This is a genomic window from Microvirga solisilvae, from assembly GCF_022808595.1.
Lineage (GTDB): Bacteria > Pseudomonadota > Alphaproteobacteria > Rhizobiales > Beijerinckiaceae > Microvirga > Microvirga solisilvae.
Genome location: NZ_JAKUCN010000001.1, coordinates 463,853 through 477,736, shown reverse-complemented (window position 1 = coordinate 477,736; position 13,884 = coordinate 463,853). Strand labels below are relative to the sequence as shown.

Below are 13,884 nucleotides of genomic sequence, written 5' to 3'. Positions count from 1 at the left end.
TCGCCGTCTGCTCTCCGCTCGGGCCATGGTCTAGCCTATGGCGAGGCCTGCCGCAACGCAGCCATCTCATTTATGGGGCGCGCTTCGATGATCACAAAGGCCTGAGCAAGCGGCGGATCATCCGTCAGGGAAATATGGATGAAAGGCTCATGCCCTTCGGGGGTCATCTCCCGGAGACGCTCCAACGCGCCGCCTGACAAGCGCATGGTCGGCTTGCCGCTCGGGAGGTTGATTACCTCCATGTCCTTCCAGAACACGCCTTGGCTCAAGCCCGTGCCGAGAGCCTTGGAGCAGGCTTCCTTGGCGGCGAAGCGCCGGGCGTAGGATGGAGCCCGGGCGGCGCGCCGATCGCTGCGGGCCCGTTCGCCCTCCGTAAAGATGCGGTGGGTGAACCGGTCCCCGAAGCGCTCGATGGAACGCTCGATCCGGCGGATGTCGCAGAGGTCCGACCCGATTCCGAGAATCATGCGGCCACCTGTGCCCGGCCCTCGTCCATGGCGGCGCGCATGGCGCGCACGGCCTCGTCGAGACCCATGAAGATCGCCTCGCCGATCAGCGAATGGCCGATATTCAGTTCCACGATCTGCGAGATCGCGGCGACCGGGCGGACCGAGTTGAGGTCCAGTCCGTGACCCGCATGGATCTCGAGACCGAGCCCGGCCCCATGGGCGGCGGCCCTGCGCAGGCGCTCCAGCTCATGGGCCACCTTGGCCTCGTCGCCCGCGACGAAAGCCTCGCAATAAGTGCCGGTATGAAGCTCGACCACGGGCGCGCCGAGTTCGGCTGCCGCTGCCATGACGTCGATTTCGGGCTCTACGAAGAGAGACACGCGGATGCCCTCGCCTTTGAGTTCTTGAATCACCGGACGCAGATGGGAAGCGCCGCCGATGATGTCGAGCCCGCCCTCCGTGGTTCGCTCCTCCCGCTTTTCCGGCACGAGGCAGCAGGCATGAGGATGGATGCGCCGGGCGATCTCGACCATCTCGGGGGTCGCTGCCATCTCGAAATTGAGCGGCACGAACAGGTTGCGCTTCAACCGCTCCATATCCTCATCGCGAATATGCCGGCGATCCTCGCGCAGATGGGCGGTGATGCCGTCGGCCCCGGCGAGAACCGCCATGTTGGCCGCACGAATGGGATCGGGATTGTGTCCGCCCCGCGCGTTCCGGACGGTTGCAACGTGATCGATATTGACGCCGAGGCGAAGAGGAAGAGCTTTCATGAAACCGTTTGTAGCAGAGGGCGGCTCATTTCCTAGGCCCTCATGATGTCAGGTTAAGCCTCTTCAGGCTCAAGGCCTATCGAAGAGCGAGCGGGCAAAGGCATGTAGAAGTGTCCTCGCGAGCGTGTTGCTCCGAGGTTTTGGGATCGAGGGGGCGCGAGGAAGCGTCCGGCTCGGTGTGGAGTGAGAGAAGAACCCGACGGCTCCTCGCGCACGGCTTTTTTAGGCGGACACCGCAGCCGTCCCAAGGATGGCTCTTGCGACCTGCGGGCGGCCTCCTGCCGGCGGGCTTGCGTGAAGCCGCATCCGCAGGACCGCTCCCGGCTCCACAATCACGACGCCTCGCGAGCGCGCCCCTCGGTGAGCCGGGACAAGCTCAATATGGCCGAGCTTAGGACCAAAGTCAAGAACAAATGCGGAACATGATCCACCCGGCGTCCTCCCGGGCGGCGAAAGCCGAGCCGGGATCGCGAGCCGGATAAGGCGCTGGCTCACCTCTCCCGGGCGGGAGAGGTCGACGCGCGTCAGTGCGGCGGGTGAGGGATGCGCGTAATCCGGAGAAGGCTGTAACCCCTCACCCGGACCTGACGGTCCGACCTCTCCCTGAGGGAGAGGTGATGATCCCGTGCCATACGCGTCACGCGATCCCGGGTTCTGCTCCGCAGCCCCGGGAGGACGCCAATTGTCTCCCGCCATGGCCGGGTTCTTCGCAACGACGACCGTTTACGCCTCTCGTCAACCATAAAGAATTTGCAGCAGAAGCCCTGAATCCATACAAGCGTTATCTAGTATCGCTTTCCGCTTCCAGGCCCATGCTTCGCAACATCATCTTGATCATACTCGCCCTTCAGACAGCGGCCTGGATCTGGTTTCTGACCATTCTCTTCCTTAACCGACCCGATTCCACGGATATGGGCTGGACGGTCGTGATTGCTGCGATTCCGATCACGGTCTTTATTGTCTTTGCACTGCCAGCCCTCATCCTCGCTCTGAAGAGAAAATGGCTTTGGCTTGCCTTAGCCCTCGCGCTGCTTTGCCCCGCCTATCTGGTGCTGTGAAAGCCCCCTCCCTTGCCTTCCCTTCCCAAATCGCCTATAGCCCCCGCTTCGCGTTCGCTCCGGCCGGGGGCTGAACGGACGGTGCGGTTTGCCGCATAGGGGTTTTAAGCCCCGTCGTCCCGTGTCTCCGCCTTCGACAACCGCTCGGGCCTTGCAGGCTCGAAGGGCTTGGCGCCGATCGGACGCGCGAAACCGGCCTGATCACCTCCAAAAGCGGTGCTTTGGGCCAGACACTCAAACTTGAAAGGCCCACTATGCCTCTCTATGAGCATATCTTCCTGGCTCGCCAGGACGTGACGCCCCAGCAGGTCGAAGCAATGGTCGACCAGTACAAGGGCGTTATCGAGCAGAACGGCGGCAAGGTCGAGAAGACCGAGATGTGGGGCGTGAAGTCCCTCGCCTACCGTATCAAGAAGAACCGCAAGGCTCATTTCACGCTGTTCAACGTCGACGCCCCCGCCAACGCGGTGGCCGAGATGGAGCGTCAGATGCGCATCAACGAAGACATCCTGCGCTTCATGACCATCAAGGTGGAAGAGCTCGAGACCGAGCCGTCCGTCATGATGCAGAAGCGTGACCGCGATGAGCGCAAGGACCGCGAGCGCCGTGAGCGCGACGGCGGCTTTGACGGCGTCGAAGCTGAAGGCGAGGAGGCTTAATCATGGCATTTGGTGCTACTGGTGGCGCAGCCGGCGGCGGTCGCCGTCCGTTCTTCCGTCGTCGCAAGACCTGCCCGTTCTCCGGCCCGAACGCGCCGAAGATCGACTACAAGGACACGAAGCTCCTGTCCCGCTACATCTCCGAGCGTGGCAAGATCGTTCCTTCGCGCATCACGGCCGTGTCGGCCAAGAAGCAGCGTGAGCTCGCCCAGGCGATCAAGCGCGCCCGCTTCATGGGCCTGCTGCCCTACGTGATCCGCTAAGACTATCGGGCGGGCCGTTTTACGCGGCCCGCCTTTCCACTTTTCGCCCAGCGGTGAAAACCCGCCGGGTCAGTTGGGGCAGAAACCCCTAACCCTGCCTAAGAGCAGCGGGACAGCGAGAACCATGAACTTTATCGCAACAGGCATTGGCGCGGGCCTCGTATCGGCTCTTCTGGCCGTGGTCTTCCTCAAGGAGACCATGAGCGCTGCCATGCTTGCGATGCTTGCTCCTCTTCCCATCCTCATCGTCGCGCTCGGCTGGAATCACCGCTCGGGGCTTGTCGCCACCGCTGTCGGCACCATTGCCATCGGGGCCTTCTTCTCGCCTCTCGACGGATTGGGCTTCGCTCTCAAGACAGGGCTGCCGAGCTGGTTCTTCGCCTATCTCGCCCTTCTTGGTCGCCCAACATCCGCAGGCACGATGGAGTGGTATCCGATCGGGCGCATTCTGGCCTGGGTGGCCGTGATCGCCGCGTTTGCCACGATGATCACCGTCATGATCTCGTCGGATGGCGATTTCGGCGCTTACGAAGGCAAGGTCCGGCAGATTTCGGAAGGCCTCGTCACCATGCTCTTCCAACCCGCCCAGCAGGGTGCGGAGGATGCGCGTGCGGCTCTCGTCGAGACCCTGGCGACCATCATCCCATCGATCTCCGCGTTCGGCTTCAGCTTTTTCCTGAGCCTCTGCCTCTGGCTTGCAGCCAAGGTGGTTGCTGCCTCGGGCCGTCTGCCGCGTCCCTGGCCGCCGATGCCGGAGCTGGCCATGCCCCGCAGCGTTCTGCTCGCGCCGGTTATGGCCTTCGTCCTCACGCAATTCGAGGGCTTCGTCGGCGCACTCGGCTACGCCTTGTTCGGAGCCTTCCTTCTGGCCTTCACCCTTCAGGGTCTCGCCGCCATTCACGAGCGTACCCGCGGCAAGCCGGGACGCGGCTTCATCCTGGCGGGCCTCTACCTGCTGCTGTTCCTGACCCAAGGGATCATGATCGCGGCCCTCTCTCTGTTCGGCCTCGCCGACACGATCTTCGGCTCGCGCCGCCGCATCGGCGACCGGCCGAACCCACCCTCAACCCTTTCAACCTGATCACGAACATCAAAGGAGAAAACCAATGGAAGTGATCCTTCTCGAGCGCGTCGCAAAGCTCGGCCAGATGGGCGAAACCGTTAAGGTTCGCTCGGGCTACGCCCGCAACTTCCTCCTGCCGCGCGGCAAGGCTCTGCGCGCCAACGAGGCCAACAAGAAGCACTTCGAAGCACAGCGTGCCCAGCTCGAAGCCCGCAACCTCGAGCGCCGCAAGGAAGCCGAGGCTGTTGCCGAGAAGCTGAACGGCCAGAGCTTCATCCTGCTCCGCCAGTCCGGCGAGACGGGCGTGCTCTACGGTTCGGTCTCGACCCGCGACCTCGCCGAGGTGATGACGGAAGGCGGCTTCACGGTCGACCGCAACCAGATCGTCCTCAACGCCCCGATCAAGACCCTCGGCCTGCACAATGTGCCGGTCTCCCTCCACCCGGAGGTCGAGGTGACTGTGACGGCGAACATCGCCCGCAGCCCTGAAGAAGCCGAGCGTCAGGCTCGCGGTGAAGCCGTCACCACCCGCGAAGAGACCAACCTCGACGACCTTGGCCTCGAGGTCGGTGCTGCTCTCGCAGAAGCCGGCGACGTCGAGCTCTAAGACCTGACGCGAACCTGAGCCTTGCTCAAGTTCGCGCTTTGTTCCAAAATAAGCGCTCTCCATCGATTCGGTGGGGAGCGCTTTTTCGTTGGGGTTGCGGCCTCTTTCAGAGTCAAGGCAGACGCCTGACGAAAAGACGCGTGCTTGTGAGAATCGAGGACAGCGAGGACAGCCTGCCCGGAGTCTCGCGCTGTCCCTGATCGGCAACGGTTCGGACACCAATTGCGGTCTATGAGCTTCTAAACCTCAAACCCCGTTCCCGGAGCGCCAGATGGCCACCGCCAATGCCCTGATCGCCCGCTTAGAGACCGCAGAGCCGCAGTTCCGCACGCCTCCGAGCAACATCGAAGCCGAACAGGCTCTGCTGGGCGCGATGCTGGTCAACAACGACGCCTATTACCGCGTCTCGGACTTCCTCGAAGCGGAGCATTTCATCGAGGATCTGCACCGTCGCATCTATGAAGTCGCCACCGGCCTCATCAAGGCCGGCAAGGTCGCGACTCCGATCACGATGAAGACCTTCCTCGGCGACCAGGATCTCGGCGGCATCACCGTTTCGCAATATCTCGCCCGCCTCGCCGCGGAAGCGACCACCGTCATCAACGCCGAGGATTACGGCCGCACGATCTACGACCTCGCGATCCGCCGCAGCCTGATCAATATCGGCGAGGACGTCGTCAACAACGCCTTCGACGCGCCTGTCGACAGCTCGCCCCGCGACCAGATCGAGGAAGCGGAGCGCCGCCTGTACTCCATCGCGGAGACGGGCCGCACCGATGGCGGCTTCCAGCGCTTCTCCGATGCGCTCACCGCCGCCATCGACATGGCGGCCGCCGCCTATAAGCGCGAAGGCGCCCTGTCCGGCGTTTCGACGGGGCTGATCGACCTCGACAAGTCTCTCGGCGGCCTTCAGCCTTCCGACCTTGTCATCCTCGCCGGCCGCCCGGCGATGGGTAAGACCTCACTTGTGACGAACATCGCGTTCAACATCGCCAAGGCTTACAAGGCCGAGAAGCAGCAGGACGGCACGATGAAAACCGTCAATGGCGGCATCGTCGGCTTCTTCTCGCTCGAAATGTCGGCGGAACAGCTCGCCACCCGTATCATCGCGGAGCAATCGGGCGTTCCGTCCTACAAGATCCGCCGCGGCGATATGCGCGAGGACGATTTCTACAAGATCACGGAAGCCGCCCGTGAAATGCAGTCGATCCCTTTCTATATCGACCAAACCGGCGGCATCTCGATTGCGCAGCTCACGGCCCGCGCCCGGCGTCTCAAGCGCCAGCGTGGTCTCGATGTGCTCATCGTGGACTACCTCCAGCTGCTCTCAGGCTCCGGCAAGAAGGGCGACAACCGCGTGCAAGAACTGACCGAGATCACCACGGGCCTGAAGGCGCTCGCCAAGGAATTGTCTGTGCCGCTGATCGCGCTCTCCCAGCTCTCCCGTCAGGTGGAATCGCGCGACGACAAACGGCCGCAGCTTTCCGACCTTCGTGAATCGGGCTCGATCGAGCAGGACGCCGACGTGGTGATGTTCGTCTACCGCGAAGAGTATTACCTCAAGAACAAGGAGCCGAAGCCCGGCACCGAAGAATACTTCAAGTGGCAGGCGGAGATGGACCAGGTTCATGGCAAGGCCGAGGTGATCATCGGCAAGCAGCGTCACGGTCCCACCGGCACCGTGCAGCTCGCGTTCCAGGCCGACATCACCCGCTTCACCAACCTCGCAGACGAAGACAAGCTACCCGAACGGATCGGCGATTGAACAAGACCGAACAGACCAGCACCGCCAGCCGCATCACTGCGGACATGGCCGGCGGCCTCCTTCACATCGACCTCGCGGCGCTGGCGTCCAACTGGCGTACGCTTCGCGACAACGCGGGCGGCGCGGAAGCCTCCGCTGTGGTCAAGGCGGATGCCTACGGCACCGGCATCGAGCAGGCCGTGCCCGCTCTGCATCGGGCTGGATGCCGCACTTTCTTCGTGGCGCATGTGAGCGAGGCGATCCGCGTGCGCACTGTTGCGCCGGATGCGACCATCTATGTGCTCAATGGTCTGTTTCCCGGCACCTGTGCTACCTATGTCGAGCACAACCTGCGCCCCGTTCTCGGCTCCTTCGAGGAGATCGAGGAATGGGCTTCGTTCTGCCGCTCGCAAGGCCAGAAGCGTGAAGCTGCGATCCATGTGGATACCGGCATGAACCGTCTCGGCCTCACGGTCGAACAAGGCCTTACGCTGAAGGGCCGCAATGATCTGAAGGATTTCGAGACAGCGCTCCTGATGAGCCATTTCGTGAGCGCGGAAGAAAGCGACAATCCGCTCAACATCCGTCAGATCGATGCCTTCAACGCTGTTCGCGAAACGCTTCCCGGCGTGCGCGCATCGCTTGCCAATTCTTCCGGTATCTTCCTGAAGGAGAAGCCGCATTTCGATCTCGTGCGCCCGGGTTATGCGCTTTACGGCGGTAACCCAACGCCGGATCGCGACAATCCCATGAGCGCCGTCGCACAGCTCGAGGCGCGCATCGTGCAACTGCGCTGGGTCGAGGAAGACGATACCGTCGGCTACAACGCGCGCTGGCTCGCGCTGGGCCGACGCCGCATCGCGACCCTCTCCATCGGTTATGCGGACGGCTATCCGCGTTCCGCGAGCGCACGCGGCAAGAGCGGAGAGGAATTGCTCGCAGGACAGGTTCTCGTGGCCGGACGCCCCTGCCCGTTCGCAGGCAATGTGTCGATGGATCTGATCACCGTCGATGTCACCGACATTCCCGATAACGAGATCAAGCGCGGCGATACCGTCACAATGATCGGAGGCGCGCTGACGATCGATGAAGTCGGCCGCCGCGCAGGCACCATCGGCTACGAAATACTCACCAGCCTCGGCCGCCGTTACGCGCGGAGCTACACCGGGACGCAAGGCTGATGGCAAAGCGTCACCCGTCTTTCGTGTGCCAGGAATGCGGCGCCGTCTATAACCGTTGGAAAGGCAAGTGCGAGGCCTGCGGCGGATGGAACACCATCGCCGAGGAAACTGGATCCGCGAGCCCGATGTCCGGACCTGTTGCGACGCGTCCGTCACGTGCGAAGGGCCGCATCTTCCCGCTCGAAGGTCTCTCCGGCGAAACCAAGGAAGCACCGCGCACGCCATCAGGCATCGCTGAGCTCGACCGCGTCACCGGCGGCGGTTTCGTGCACGGTTCGATCATCCTCCTCGGCGGCGATCCCGGCATCGGCAAATCGACGCTGCTCATGCAGGCCTCTGCCGCTCTAGCCATGCGCGGCGAACGCGTGGCCTATATCTCGGGCGAAGAAGCCGTAGCGCAGGTGCGTCTGCGCGCGGAACGTCTCGGCCTCGGCCAAGCGCCTGTAGAACTCGCTTCCGAGACCAATGTGGAAGACATTATCGCGACCTTGAGCCAAGGCCGCCCGCCAGCACTCGCGATCATCGACTCGATCCAGACCATGTGGACCGAGACGGTGGAATCCGCGCCCGGCACCGTCACTCAGGTGCGCGGCTCGGCACAGGCACTCATCCGTTTCGCGAAAACGACAGGCACTGCCGTCATCCTCGTCGGCCACGTCACGAAGGACGGTCAGATCGCGGGTCCCCGCGTCGTCGAGCATATGGTCGATGCGGTGGTGTCGTTCGAAGGCGATACCGGCCATCACTTCCGAATCCTGCGCGCGGTGAAGAACCGCTTCGGACCCACCGACGAGATCGGCGTGTTCGAGATGTCGGACCAGGGTCTGCGCGAAGTGCCCAATCCCTCCGAGCTCTTCCTCGCCGGTCGCGACATGGCGACAGCAGGCACGGCGGTGTTCGCGGGCATGGAAGGCACGCGTCCGCTCCTCGTGGAAATTCAGGCGCTCGTCGCGCCCTCGTCTCTCGGCACGCCGCGCCGCGCCGTCGTCGGCTGGGATCAGGCTCGCCTGTCGATGGTGCTTGCGGTGCTGGAAGCTCATGGTGGCCTGAAGCTCGGCATGCACGACGTTTATTTGAACGTCGCCGGTGGCTTGCGCATCACCGAGCCCGCTGCGGACCTCGCAGCAGCCGCAGCGCTCGTCTCGTCCCTATCCGGCAATCCCCTGCCGCCCGATACGGTCTATTTCGGCGAGATGGGCCTCTCCGGCGCGATCCGTCCCGTGGCCCAGGAACAGGCACGCCTGAAGGAAGCCGCGAAACTGGGTTTTTCCAGTGCCGTCGCACCGGCTCCGCGTGTGGAAAAGGGCAAGCAGGAGCGCCTACCGCTGGCAGCGTCCTCCATCGGCCATATCACTGATCTCGTTGCGGGAATCGCGGCGCGCAAACGCAGGGCCTCCTAAAGGAGGTCTTGACCAGCCAGATTCCATAGACCGTCCGGTCTAATTGATCCCTATGAGCAAGACTGTATCACTCAGCCTGAGCTTCGACGGGTTACCTCGTCAGTAGCAACGAGTAGCCCTCGAGCCCATAGAGGATCATATGGCAAGCATCATTCTTTCGAACCTGACTGTCAGCGAACATCCTGAAGTCGGCACAGTTATTGGCACCCTGCGCGTCGAAGGCGGCAAGAGCAACGAGACTTTCTCGTATGAGCTCACGGGCGATGCCGAAGGTCGTTTCGAAATCCGTCTCAACACGACCACGGGTCTGTATGAGCTCGTCGTCAAGAACGCCGACAGCGCTCTTTACGACTACGAAGCGGGCAACCTCACGTTCAACATTGACATCACTGCTACTAGCGATTCATCCGGCGGAAGCGCGACCGACGTCGATCCCGCCGCTCTTACGCTGAGCGTGATCGATAACGTCGCTCCGACGGACATCTCCCTATCGAGCTACACCGTCCTTGAGCATGTCGCGAATGGCACTGTGGTTGGCGATCTGCTTGCCGCCGATCTCGATGCGAACGAAGAGTTCACCTTTGAGTTGCTCGGCGATGCCGAGGGCCGCTTCGACATCGTCGATGGTCAGCTCGTGGTGGAGGATGGTTCGAAGCTGGACTTCCTGACGACGAAAACACACGACATCACTGTCAAAGTGACGGACGTCGACGGCAATACCTTCGAGAAGACCCTGACCGTCAATGTCGGCGATGCCTTCGACTTCGTGAATGGCACGGCGAAGAACAACCGTCTTATCGGCGGGGCCGGTGCGGACATGATCAAGGGCTATGGCGGCAACGACAAGATCTACGGCCTGGGCGGCGACGACGTGCTCGCCGGCGGCACGGGCAAGGACATCCTTATCGGCGGCACGGGCAAGGACACCTTCGTCTTCGACAACGCCATCAAGAAGGGCCATTTCGACCACATCGTGGACTTCAAATCTGCTGACGACACCATTCAGATCAACCTTGCTGCTCTGAAGGCCTTCAAGGTCAAGGTCGCCAAGAAAGAGGTCTACGAGTCGCTCGCAGGCACCAAGGCCGGCAATAAGAAGGGCTTCTTCAGCCTGGATAAGGTGTTCGACAAGGGCAAGCTCGAAAAACACTTCTTCACCGTCGGCAAGGCAAAGGACACCTACGACTTCGTCACCTACGACAAGAAGAACGGCTTCGTTTACCTGGACCTCGACGGTTCGGGCGGCGGGAAGGGCTTCGCCATCGCCAAGCTGAAGCCCGGCACCTATGTCCAGGCCGACGATTTCATCTTCGTCTGATCTGGGAACATCACTTCTCTCCCTAGCCCGGCGCTCTGCGCCGGGTTTTTTTTGTGGGCGCTTGTTAGGTGACTTGCGGCCCATGTGCACCTTTTCCGGCCTAGGGGTGACGAATGCCTCTCTTAAGGCTATACAGCCTGGCCTTAATCCGCGAATGCGGCCCCTCTCCCTGTTTCTGCGTAGGCTCGGCTCATGCCCTTTTCTGTTCTGGACCTCGTTGTCATCGGAATTGTCCTGATCTCGGCTCTCTTGGCGGCCGTGCGCGGCTTCACCCGCGAGGTCCTGGCCATCGTGGCCTGGGTCGTGGCCGCGGCTGCGGCTTGGTACCTCCATCCGGCGGCACTGCCCATCGCCCAGCAATATATCAGCAGCAACACCGTTGCCCTGGTGGCGGCCATTGGCGGCATCTTCGTCATTACCCTGATCATCGTATCGATCATCACGGTCCAGATCTCGGATCTGATCCTCGATTCCCGAATCGGAGCCCTCGACCGGACGCTCGGCCTCGTCTTCGGCGCGGCCCGCGGCTTCCTGATCTGCGTCATCGGCTGGGCTTTCCTGAGCTGGCTGCTTCAGGGCAAGGAGCCCGAATGGGCCACCGCCTCCCGCACCCGCCCGGCCATGGAAAACGCCCGTGACAGCATCATCGCCATGCTGCCCGAGAATGCGGAAGCCCTGATTCAGAAGCTCCGGAAGCCCCAGGATGGCGAACCCGGCGAGCCCGCCGAGCCCGATCCGCAGCGCGGCGGCACTGCGCCCGCTCCGGCTCCTGCTGCCCCCGCGGCCCCGCAGGCGCCCCAGCGCCGGAGCTGACCGCTCCTCCTGTTCACACTTCTAAGCATCGGACCCAAAAGTGGTTTTTGCACTTTTGGGACCAATCCGATGCTTTCTTCTTGGATAAGAGCATCGTTTTTACGGAAAACCGGCACCACTTTTCCGCACGATGCTCTAAGAGCGACAGGAAAACCCATTGGCGTTTGGCCCTCGGGCGATTACATAAGGCTCGCGCCGGTGGGGGCGCGGGTCCCAAGGAAATCATGATGTCTTCCAGGTCTGAGACGTGGCAGGTCACCCCCAAAAAGGTGGACCTCGACCTCGACGGCGATACCCTGCGTGAAGAATGCGGTGTCTTCGGTATCTACGGTCATCCGGATGCCGCTGCCATCACCGCCCTGGGGCTCCATGCCCTCCAGCACCGCGGCCAGGAGGCGGCGGGCATCGTTTCCTTCAACGGCGACGTGTTCCACTCCGAGCGCAAGCTCGGCCTCGTGGGCGACAGCTTCTCCGACCGGGCGATCATCGAGCGCCTGGAGGGCCTCTCCGCCATCGGCCATGTGCGCTACTCGACCACCGGCGAGACCGTGCTGCGCAACGTGCAGCCCCTCTTCGCCGAACTCGACGGCGGCGGTTTCGCGGTGGCCCATAACGGCAACCTGACCAACGGCCTGACCCTTCGCCGCAACCTCATCCGTGACGGCGCGATCTGCCAGTCCACGACGGACACGGAGGTGATCGTCCACCTCGTCGCCCGCAGCCGCAAGGACAAGGTGGTCGACCGCTTCGTCGAGGCGATCCAGAAGATCGAGGGCGCCTATGCACTCGTGGCGCTCACCAACAAGAAATTGATCGGCGCCCGCGATCCCATGGGCATCCGCCCGCTGGTGCTGGGCGAACTCGACGGCCGCTATATCCTCACCTCGGAGACCTGTGCTCTCGACATCATCGGCGCGCGTTTCATCCGCGACGTGGAGAACGGCGAGTGCGTGGTGATTTCGGACAAGGGCGTCGAATCCTTCCGCTTCGCCGAGAAGGTGGCGCCCCGCCCCTGCATCTTCGAATACATCTATTTCGCCCGCCCCGATTCCATCGTGAACGGCCGCAGCGTCTATGAAGTGCGCAAAGGCATGGGCCGCGAGCTTGCAACGGAAGCGCCCGCCAATGCGGACGTGGTGATCCCGGTGCCGGATTCCGGCGTGCCGGCGGCGCTTGGTTTCGCCCAGAGCTGCGGCTTGCCTTACGAACTCGGCATCATCCGCAACCATTATGTTGGCCGCACCTTCATTCAGCCGACACAATCCGTGCGTGAGCTGGGCGTGCGCATGAAGCATTCCGCGAACCGCTCGGCCATCGAGGGCAAGCGCATCGTGCTCGTGGACGACAGCCTCGTGCGCGGCACCACCTCGGTGAAGATCGTGCGCATGATGCGCGAGGCTGGTGCGAAGGAAGTGCATTTCCGCATCGCCAGCCCGCCGATCACGCATCCCGACTTCTACGGCATCGACACGCCGGAAAAGGAGAAGCTGCTCGCCGCCACGCACAATCTCGAGCAGATGCGCGAGTATATCGGTGCGGATTCGCTCGCCTTCCTGTCCATCGAGGGCATCTATCGCGCCATGGGCGAGAAGGGCCGCAATCCGGCTCAGCCGCAATTCACCGACCATTGCTTCACGGGCGATTACCCGACGGCGCTGACGGACCTCACCGTCGCCACGCCGCGCCGCCTCGCGCTGCTGGCCGAAGCCGACTAAGGACGATCCATGGAAAAGCCTCTCGCAAACCGCGTCGCGGTCGTCACCGGCGCATCGCGCGGCATCGGCCGCGCGGCAGCGCTCGCATTGGCGGAAGCCGGCGCGCACATCATCGCGCTCGCCCGCACGCAAGGAGCGCTTGAGAGCCTCGACGACGAAATCCGCGCCAGGGGCTCGTCCGCCACCCTCGTGCCGGTGAACCTGAAGGACCTCGACGCCATCGACCGCCTGGGCGCCGCGATCTACGAGCGCTGGGGCAAGCTCGACATCCTCCTCGGCAATGCGGGACAGCTCGGCGAACTCGCGCCCATCGCCCATATCGACCAGCCGGTCTGGGATGAGGTGATGACCGTGAACGTCACGGCGAATTACCGCCTGCTGCGCTCCTTCGATCCGTTGCTGCGCGCCTCGGATGCCGGCCGCGCCATCTTCGTGACGTCGGGCGCTGCTCACAAGCACAAGGCCTATTGGGGTGTCTATTCCGTCTCGAAGGCCGCCCTCGAAGCGCTCGTGCGCACCTATGCCGCCGAGACGGTGACGACGCCCATTCGCACCATGCTGATCAATCCCGGCCCGCTGCGCACCTCCATGCGCAAGGCGGCGATGCCTGGCGAGGATCCGTTGACGCTGAAGACGCCGGAAGATCTCGCCCCTCACATCGTGAAGCTCGCCCTGCCCTCATGGGATCAGACCGGCAAGATCTACGATTTCACACAGGACGGAAAAGTGATCGAGCCGCAAGGGCCGGCTTAGGCATCTGCTAATCTTTTCGATCTACTGGAGGCGGCCTTGGGCCGCCTTTTCTGTATCTGCACGACACGGCCTCTCAAAGCATCGGCCC

General features: G+C 62.9%; 14 protein-coding genes. 12 read left to right on the top strand and 2 right to left on the bottom strand.

Features of this window, described 5'->3' with window-relative positions:
- Positions 1-35 precede the first annotated feature (35 nt).
- Both acpS and MJ639_RS02340 read right to left on the bottom strand, forming a co-directional pair.
- Complete coding sequence (gene acpS, locus MJ639_RS02345; RefSeq protein ID WP_243368391.1) at positions 36-467, bottom strand: holo-ACP synthase; 432 nt, start codon at positions 465-467, stop codon at positions 36-38.
- Positions 464-1,222 (bottom strand): pyridoxine 5'-phosphate synthase, encoded by a 759-nt coding sequence (locus MJ639_RS02340; RefSeq protein ID WP_243368389.1) that lies wholly within the window; start codon positions 1,220-1,222, stop codon positions 464-466. Before MJ639_RS02340 ends, acpS begins: the two co-directional genes overlap by 4 nt.
- Positions 1,223-2,034: 812 nt before the next feature.
- Here MJ639_RS02340 and MJ639_RS02335 point away from each other — a divergent pair.
- From MJ639_RS02335 to MJ639_RS02280, 12 genes are all read left to right on the top strand, one after another.
- Positions 2,035-2,280 carry a hypothetical protein gene (locus MJ639_RS02335; protein ID WP_243368387.1) on the top strand — a complete coding sequence of 82 codons (246 nt, stop codon included), beginning with the start codon at positions 2,035-2,037 and terminating at the stop codon, positions 2,278-2,280.
- Positions 2,281-2,534: 254 nt separating this feature from the next.
- Positions 2,535-2,939, top strand: a complete 405-nt coding sequence (gene rpsF / locus MJ639_RS02330; protein WP_243368385.1) for a 30S ribosomal protein S6 — start codon at positions 2,535-2,537, stop codon at positions 2,937-2,939.
- Positions 2,940-2,941: 2 nt separating this feature from the next.
- The gene (rpsR, locus tag MJ639_RS02325) at positions 2,942-3,202 is read left to right on the top strand and encodes a 30S ribosomal protein S18 (protein ID WP_239352517.1); all 261 of its coding nucleotides are present in this window, start codon (positions 2,942-2,944) and stop codon (positions 3,200-3,202) included.
- 124 nt (positions 3,203-3,326) lie between these two features.
- A complete protein-coding gene (locus tag MJ639_RS02320; RefSeq protein WP_243368383.1) occupies positions 3,327-4,283 on the top strand; it encodes a DUF2232 domain-containing protein in 957 nt (318 codons plus the stop codon).
- A 25-nt stretch (positions 4,284-4,308) separates the two neighbouring features.
- Positions 4,309-4,872 (top strand): 50S ribosomal protein L9, encoded by a 564-nt coding sequence (rplI, locus tag MJ639_RS02315; RefSeq protein WP_243368381.1) that lies wholly within the window; start codon positions 4,309-4,311, stop codon positions 4,870-4,872.
- A gap of 271 nt (positions 4,873-5,143) precedes the next feature.
- Positions 5,144-6,637: a replicative DNA helicase gene (locus MJ639_RS02310; protein WP_243368379.1), complete on the top strand. Its 1,494-nt coding sequence runs from the start codon at positions 5,144-5,146 to the stop codon at positions 6,635-6,637.
- A gap of 44 nt (positions 6,638-6,681) precedes the next feature.
- Entirely contained in the window at positions 6,682-7,797 is a 1,116-nt protein-coding gene (gene alr, locus MJ639_RS02305) for an alanine racemase (protein WP_243369012.1), read from the top strand.
- Positions 7,797-9,197: a DNA repair protein RadA gene (gene radA / locus MJ639_RS02300; RefSeq protein ID WP_243368377.1), complete on the top strand. Its 1,401-nt coding sequence runs from the start codon at positions 7,797-7,799 to the stop codon at positions 9,195-9,197. Before alr ends, radA begins: the two co-directional genes overlap by 1 nt.
- 139 nt (positions 9,198-9,336) lie before the next feature.
- On the top strand, positions 9,337-10,515 hold the full coding sequence (locus MJ639_RS02295; RefSeq protein ID WP_243368375.1) for a hypothetical protein: 1,179 nt from the start codon (positions 9,337-9,339) through the stop codon (positions 10,513-10,515).
- 192 nt (positions 10,516-10,707) lie between these two features.
- Positions 10,708-11,328 carry a CvpA family protein gene (locus MJ639_RS02290; RefSeq protein WP_243368373.1) on the top strand — a complete coding sequence of 207 codons (621 nt, stop codon included), beginning with the start codon at positions 10,708-10,710 and terminating at the stop codon, positions 11,326-11,328.
- Between the two features lie 227 nt (positions 11,329-11,555).
- Entirely contained in the window at positions 11,556-13,043 is a 1,488-nt protein-coding gene (gene purF, locus MJ639_RS02285) for an amidophosphoribosyltransferase (protein WP_243369011.1), read from the top strand.
- A 9-nt stretch (positions 13,044-13,052) separates the two neighbouring features.
- Positions 13,053-13,796 (top strand): SDR family NAD(P)-dependent oxidoreductase, encoded by a 744-nt coding sequence (locus tag MJ639_RS02280; RefSeq protein ID WP_243368371.1) that lies wholly within the window; start codon positions 13,053-13,055, stop codon positions 13,794-13,796.
- Positions 13,797-13,884: the final 88 nt, after the last annotated feature.

Excerpts from the sequence above, each read along its gene's own strand:
- rpsR (WP_239352517.1), top strand. The coding sequence starts at position 2,942 with ATGGCATTTGGTGCTACTGGTGGCGCAGCCGGCGGCGGTCGCCGTCCG.
- MJ639_RS02320 (WP_243368383.1), top strand. The coding sequence starts at position 3,327 with ATGAACTTTATCGCAACAGGCATTGGCGCGGGCCTCGTATCGGCTCTT.
- rplI (WP_243368381.1), top strand. The coding sequence starts at position 4,309 with ATGGAAGTGATCCTTCTCGAGCGCGTCGCAAAGCTCGGCCAGATGGGC.
- MJ639_RS02335 (WP_243368387.1), top strand. The coding sequence starts at position 2,035 with ATGCTTCGCAACATCATCTTGATCATACTCGCCCTTCAGACAGCGGCC.
- MJ639_RS02290 (WP_243368373.1), top strand. The coding sequence starts at position 10,708 with ATGCCCTTTTCTGTTCTGGACCTCGTTGTCATCGGAATTGTCCTGATC.
- MJ639_RS02340 (WP_243368389.1), bottom strand. The coding sequence starts at position 1,222 with ATGAAAGCTCTTCCTCTTCGCCTCGGCGTCAATATCGATCACGTTGCA.
- MJ639_RS02310 (WP_243368379.1), top strand. The coding sequence starts at position 5,144 with ATGGCCACCGCCAATGCCCTGATCGCCCGCTTAGAGACCGCAGAGCCG.
- acpS (WP_243368391.1), bottom strand. The coding sequence starts at position 467 with ATGATTCTCGGAATCGGGTCGGACCTCTGCGACATCCGCCGGATCGAG.
- MJ639_RS02295 (WP_243368375.1), top strand. The coding sequence starts at position 9,337 with ATGGCAAGCATCATTCTTTCGAACCTGACTGTCAGCGAACATCCTGAA.
- MJ639_RS02280 (WP_243368371.1), top strand. The coding sequence starts at position 13,053 with ATGGAAAAGCCTCTCGCAAACCGCGTCGCGGTCGTCACCGGCGCATCG.
- alr (WP_243369012.1), top strand. The coding sequence starts at position 6,682 with ATGGCCGGCGGCCTCCTTCACATCGACCTCGCGGCGCTGGCGTCCAAC.
- purF (WP_243369011.1), top strand. The coding sequence starts at position 11,556 with ATGTCTTCCAGGTCTGAGACGTGGCAGGTCACCCCCAAAAAGGTGGAC.
- radA (WP_243368377.1), top strand. The coding sequence starts at position 7,797 with ATGGCAAAGCGTCACCCGTCTTTCGTGTGCCAGGAATGCGGCGCCGTC.
- rpsF (WP_243368385.1), top strand. The coding sequence starts at position 2,535 with ATGCCTCTCTATGAGCATATCTTCCTGGCTCGCCAGGACGTGACGCCC.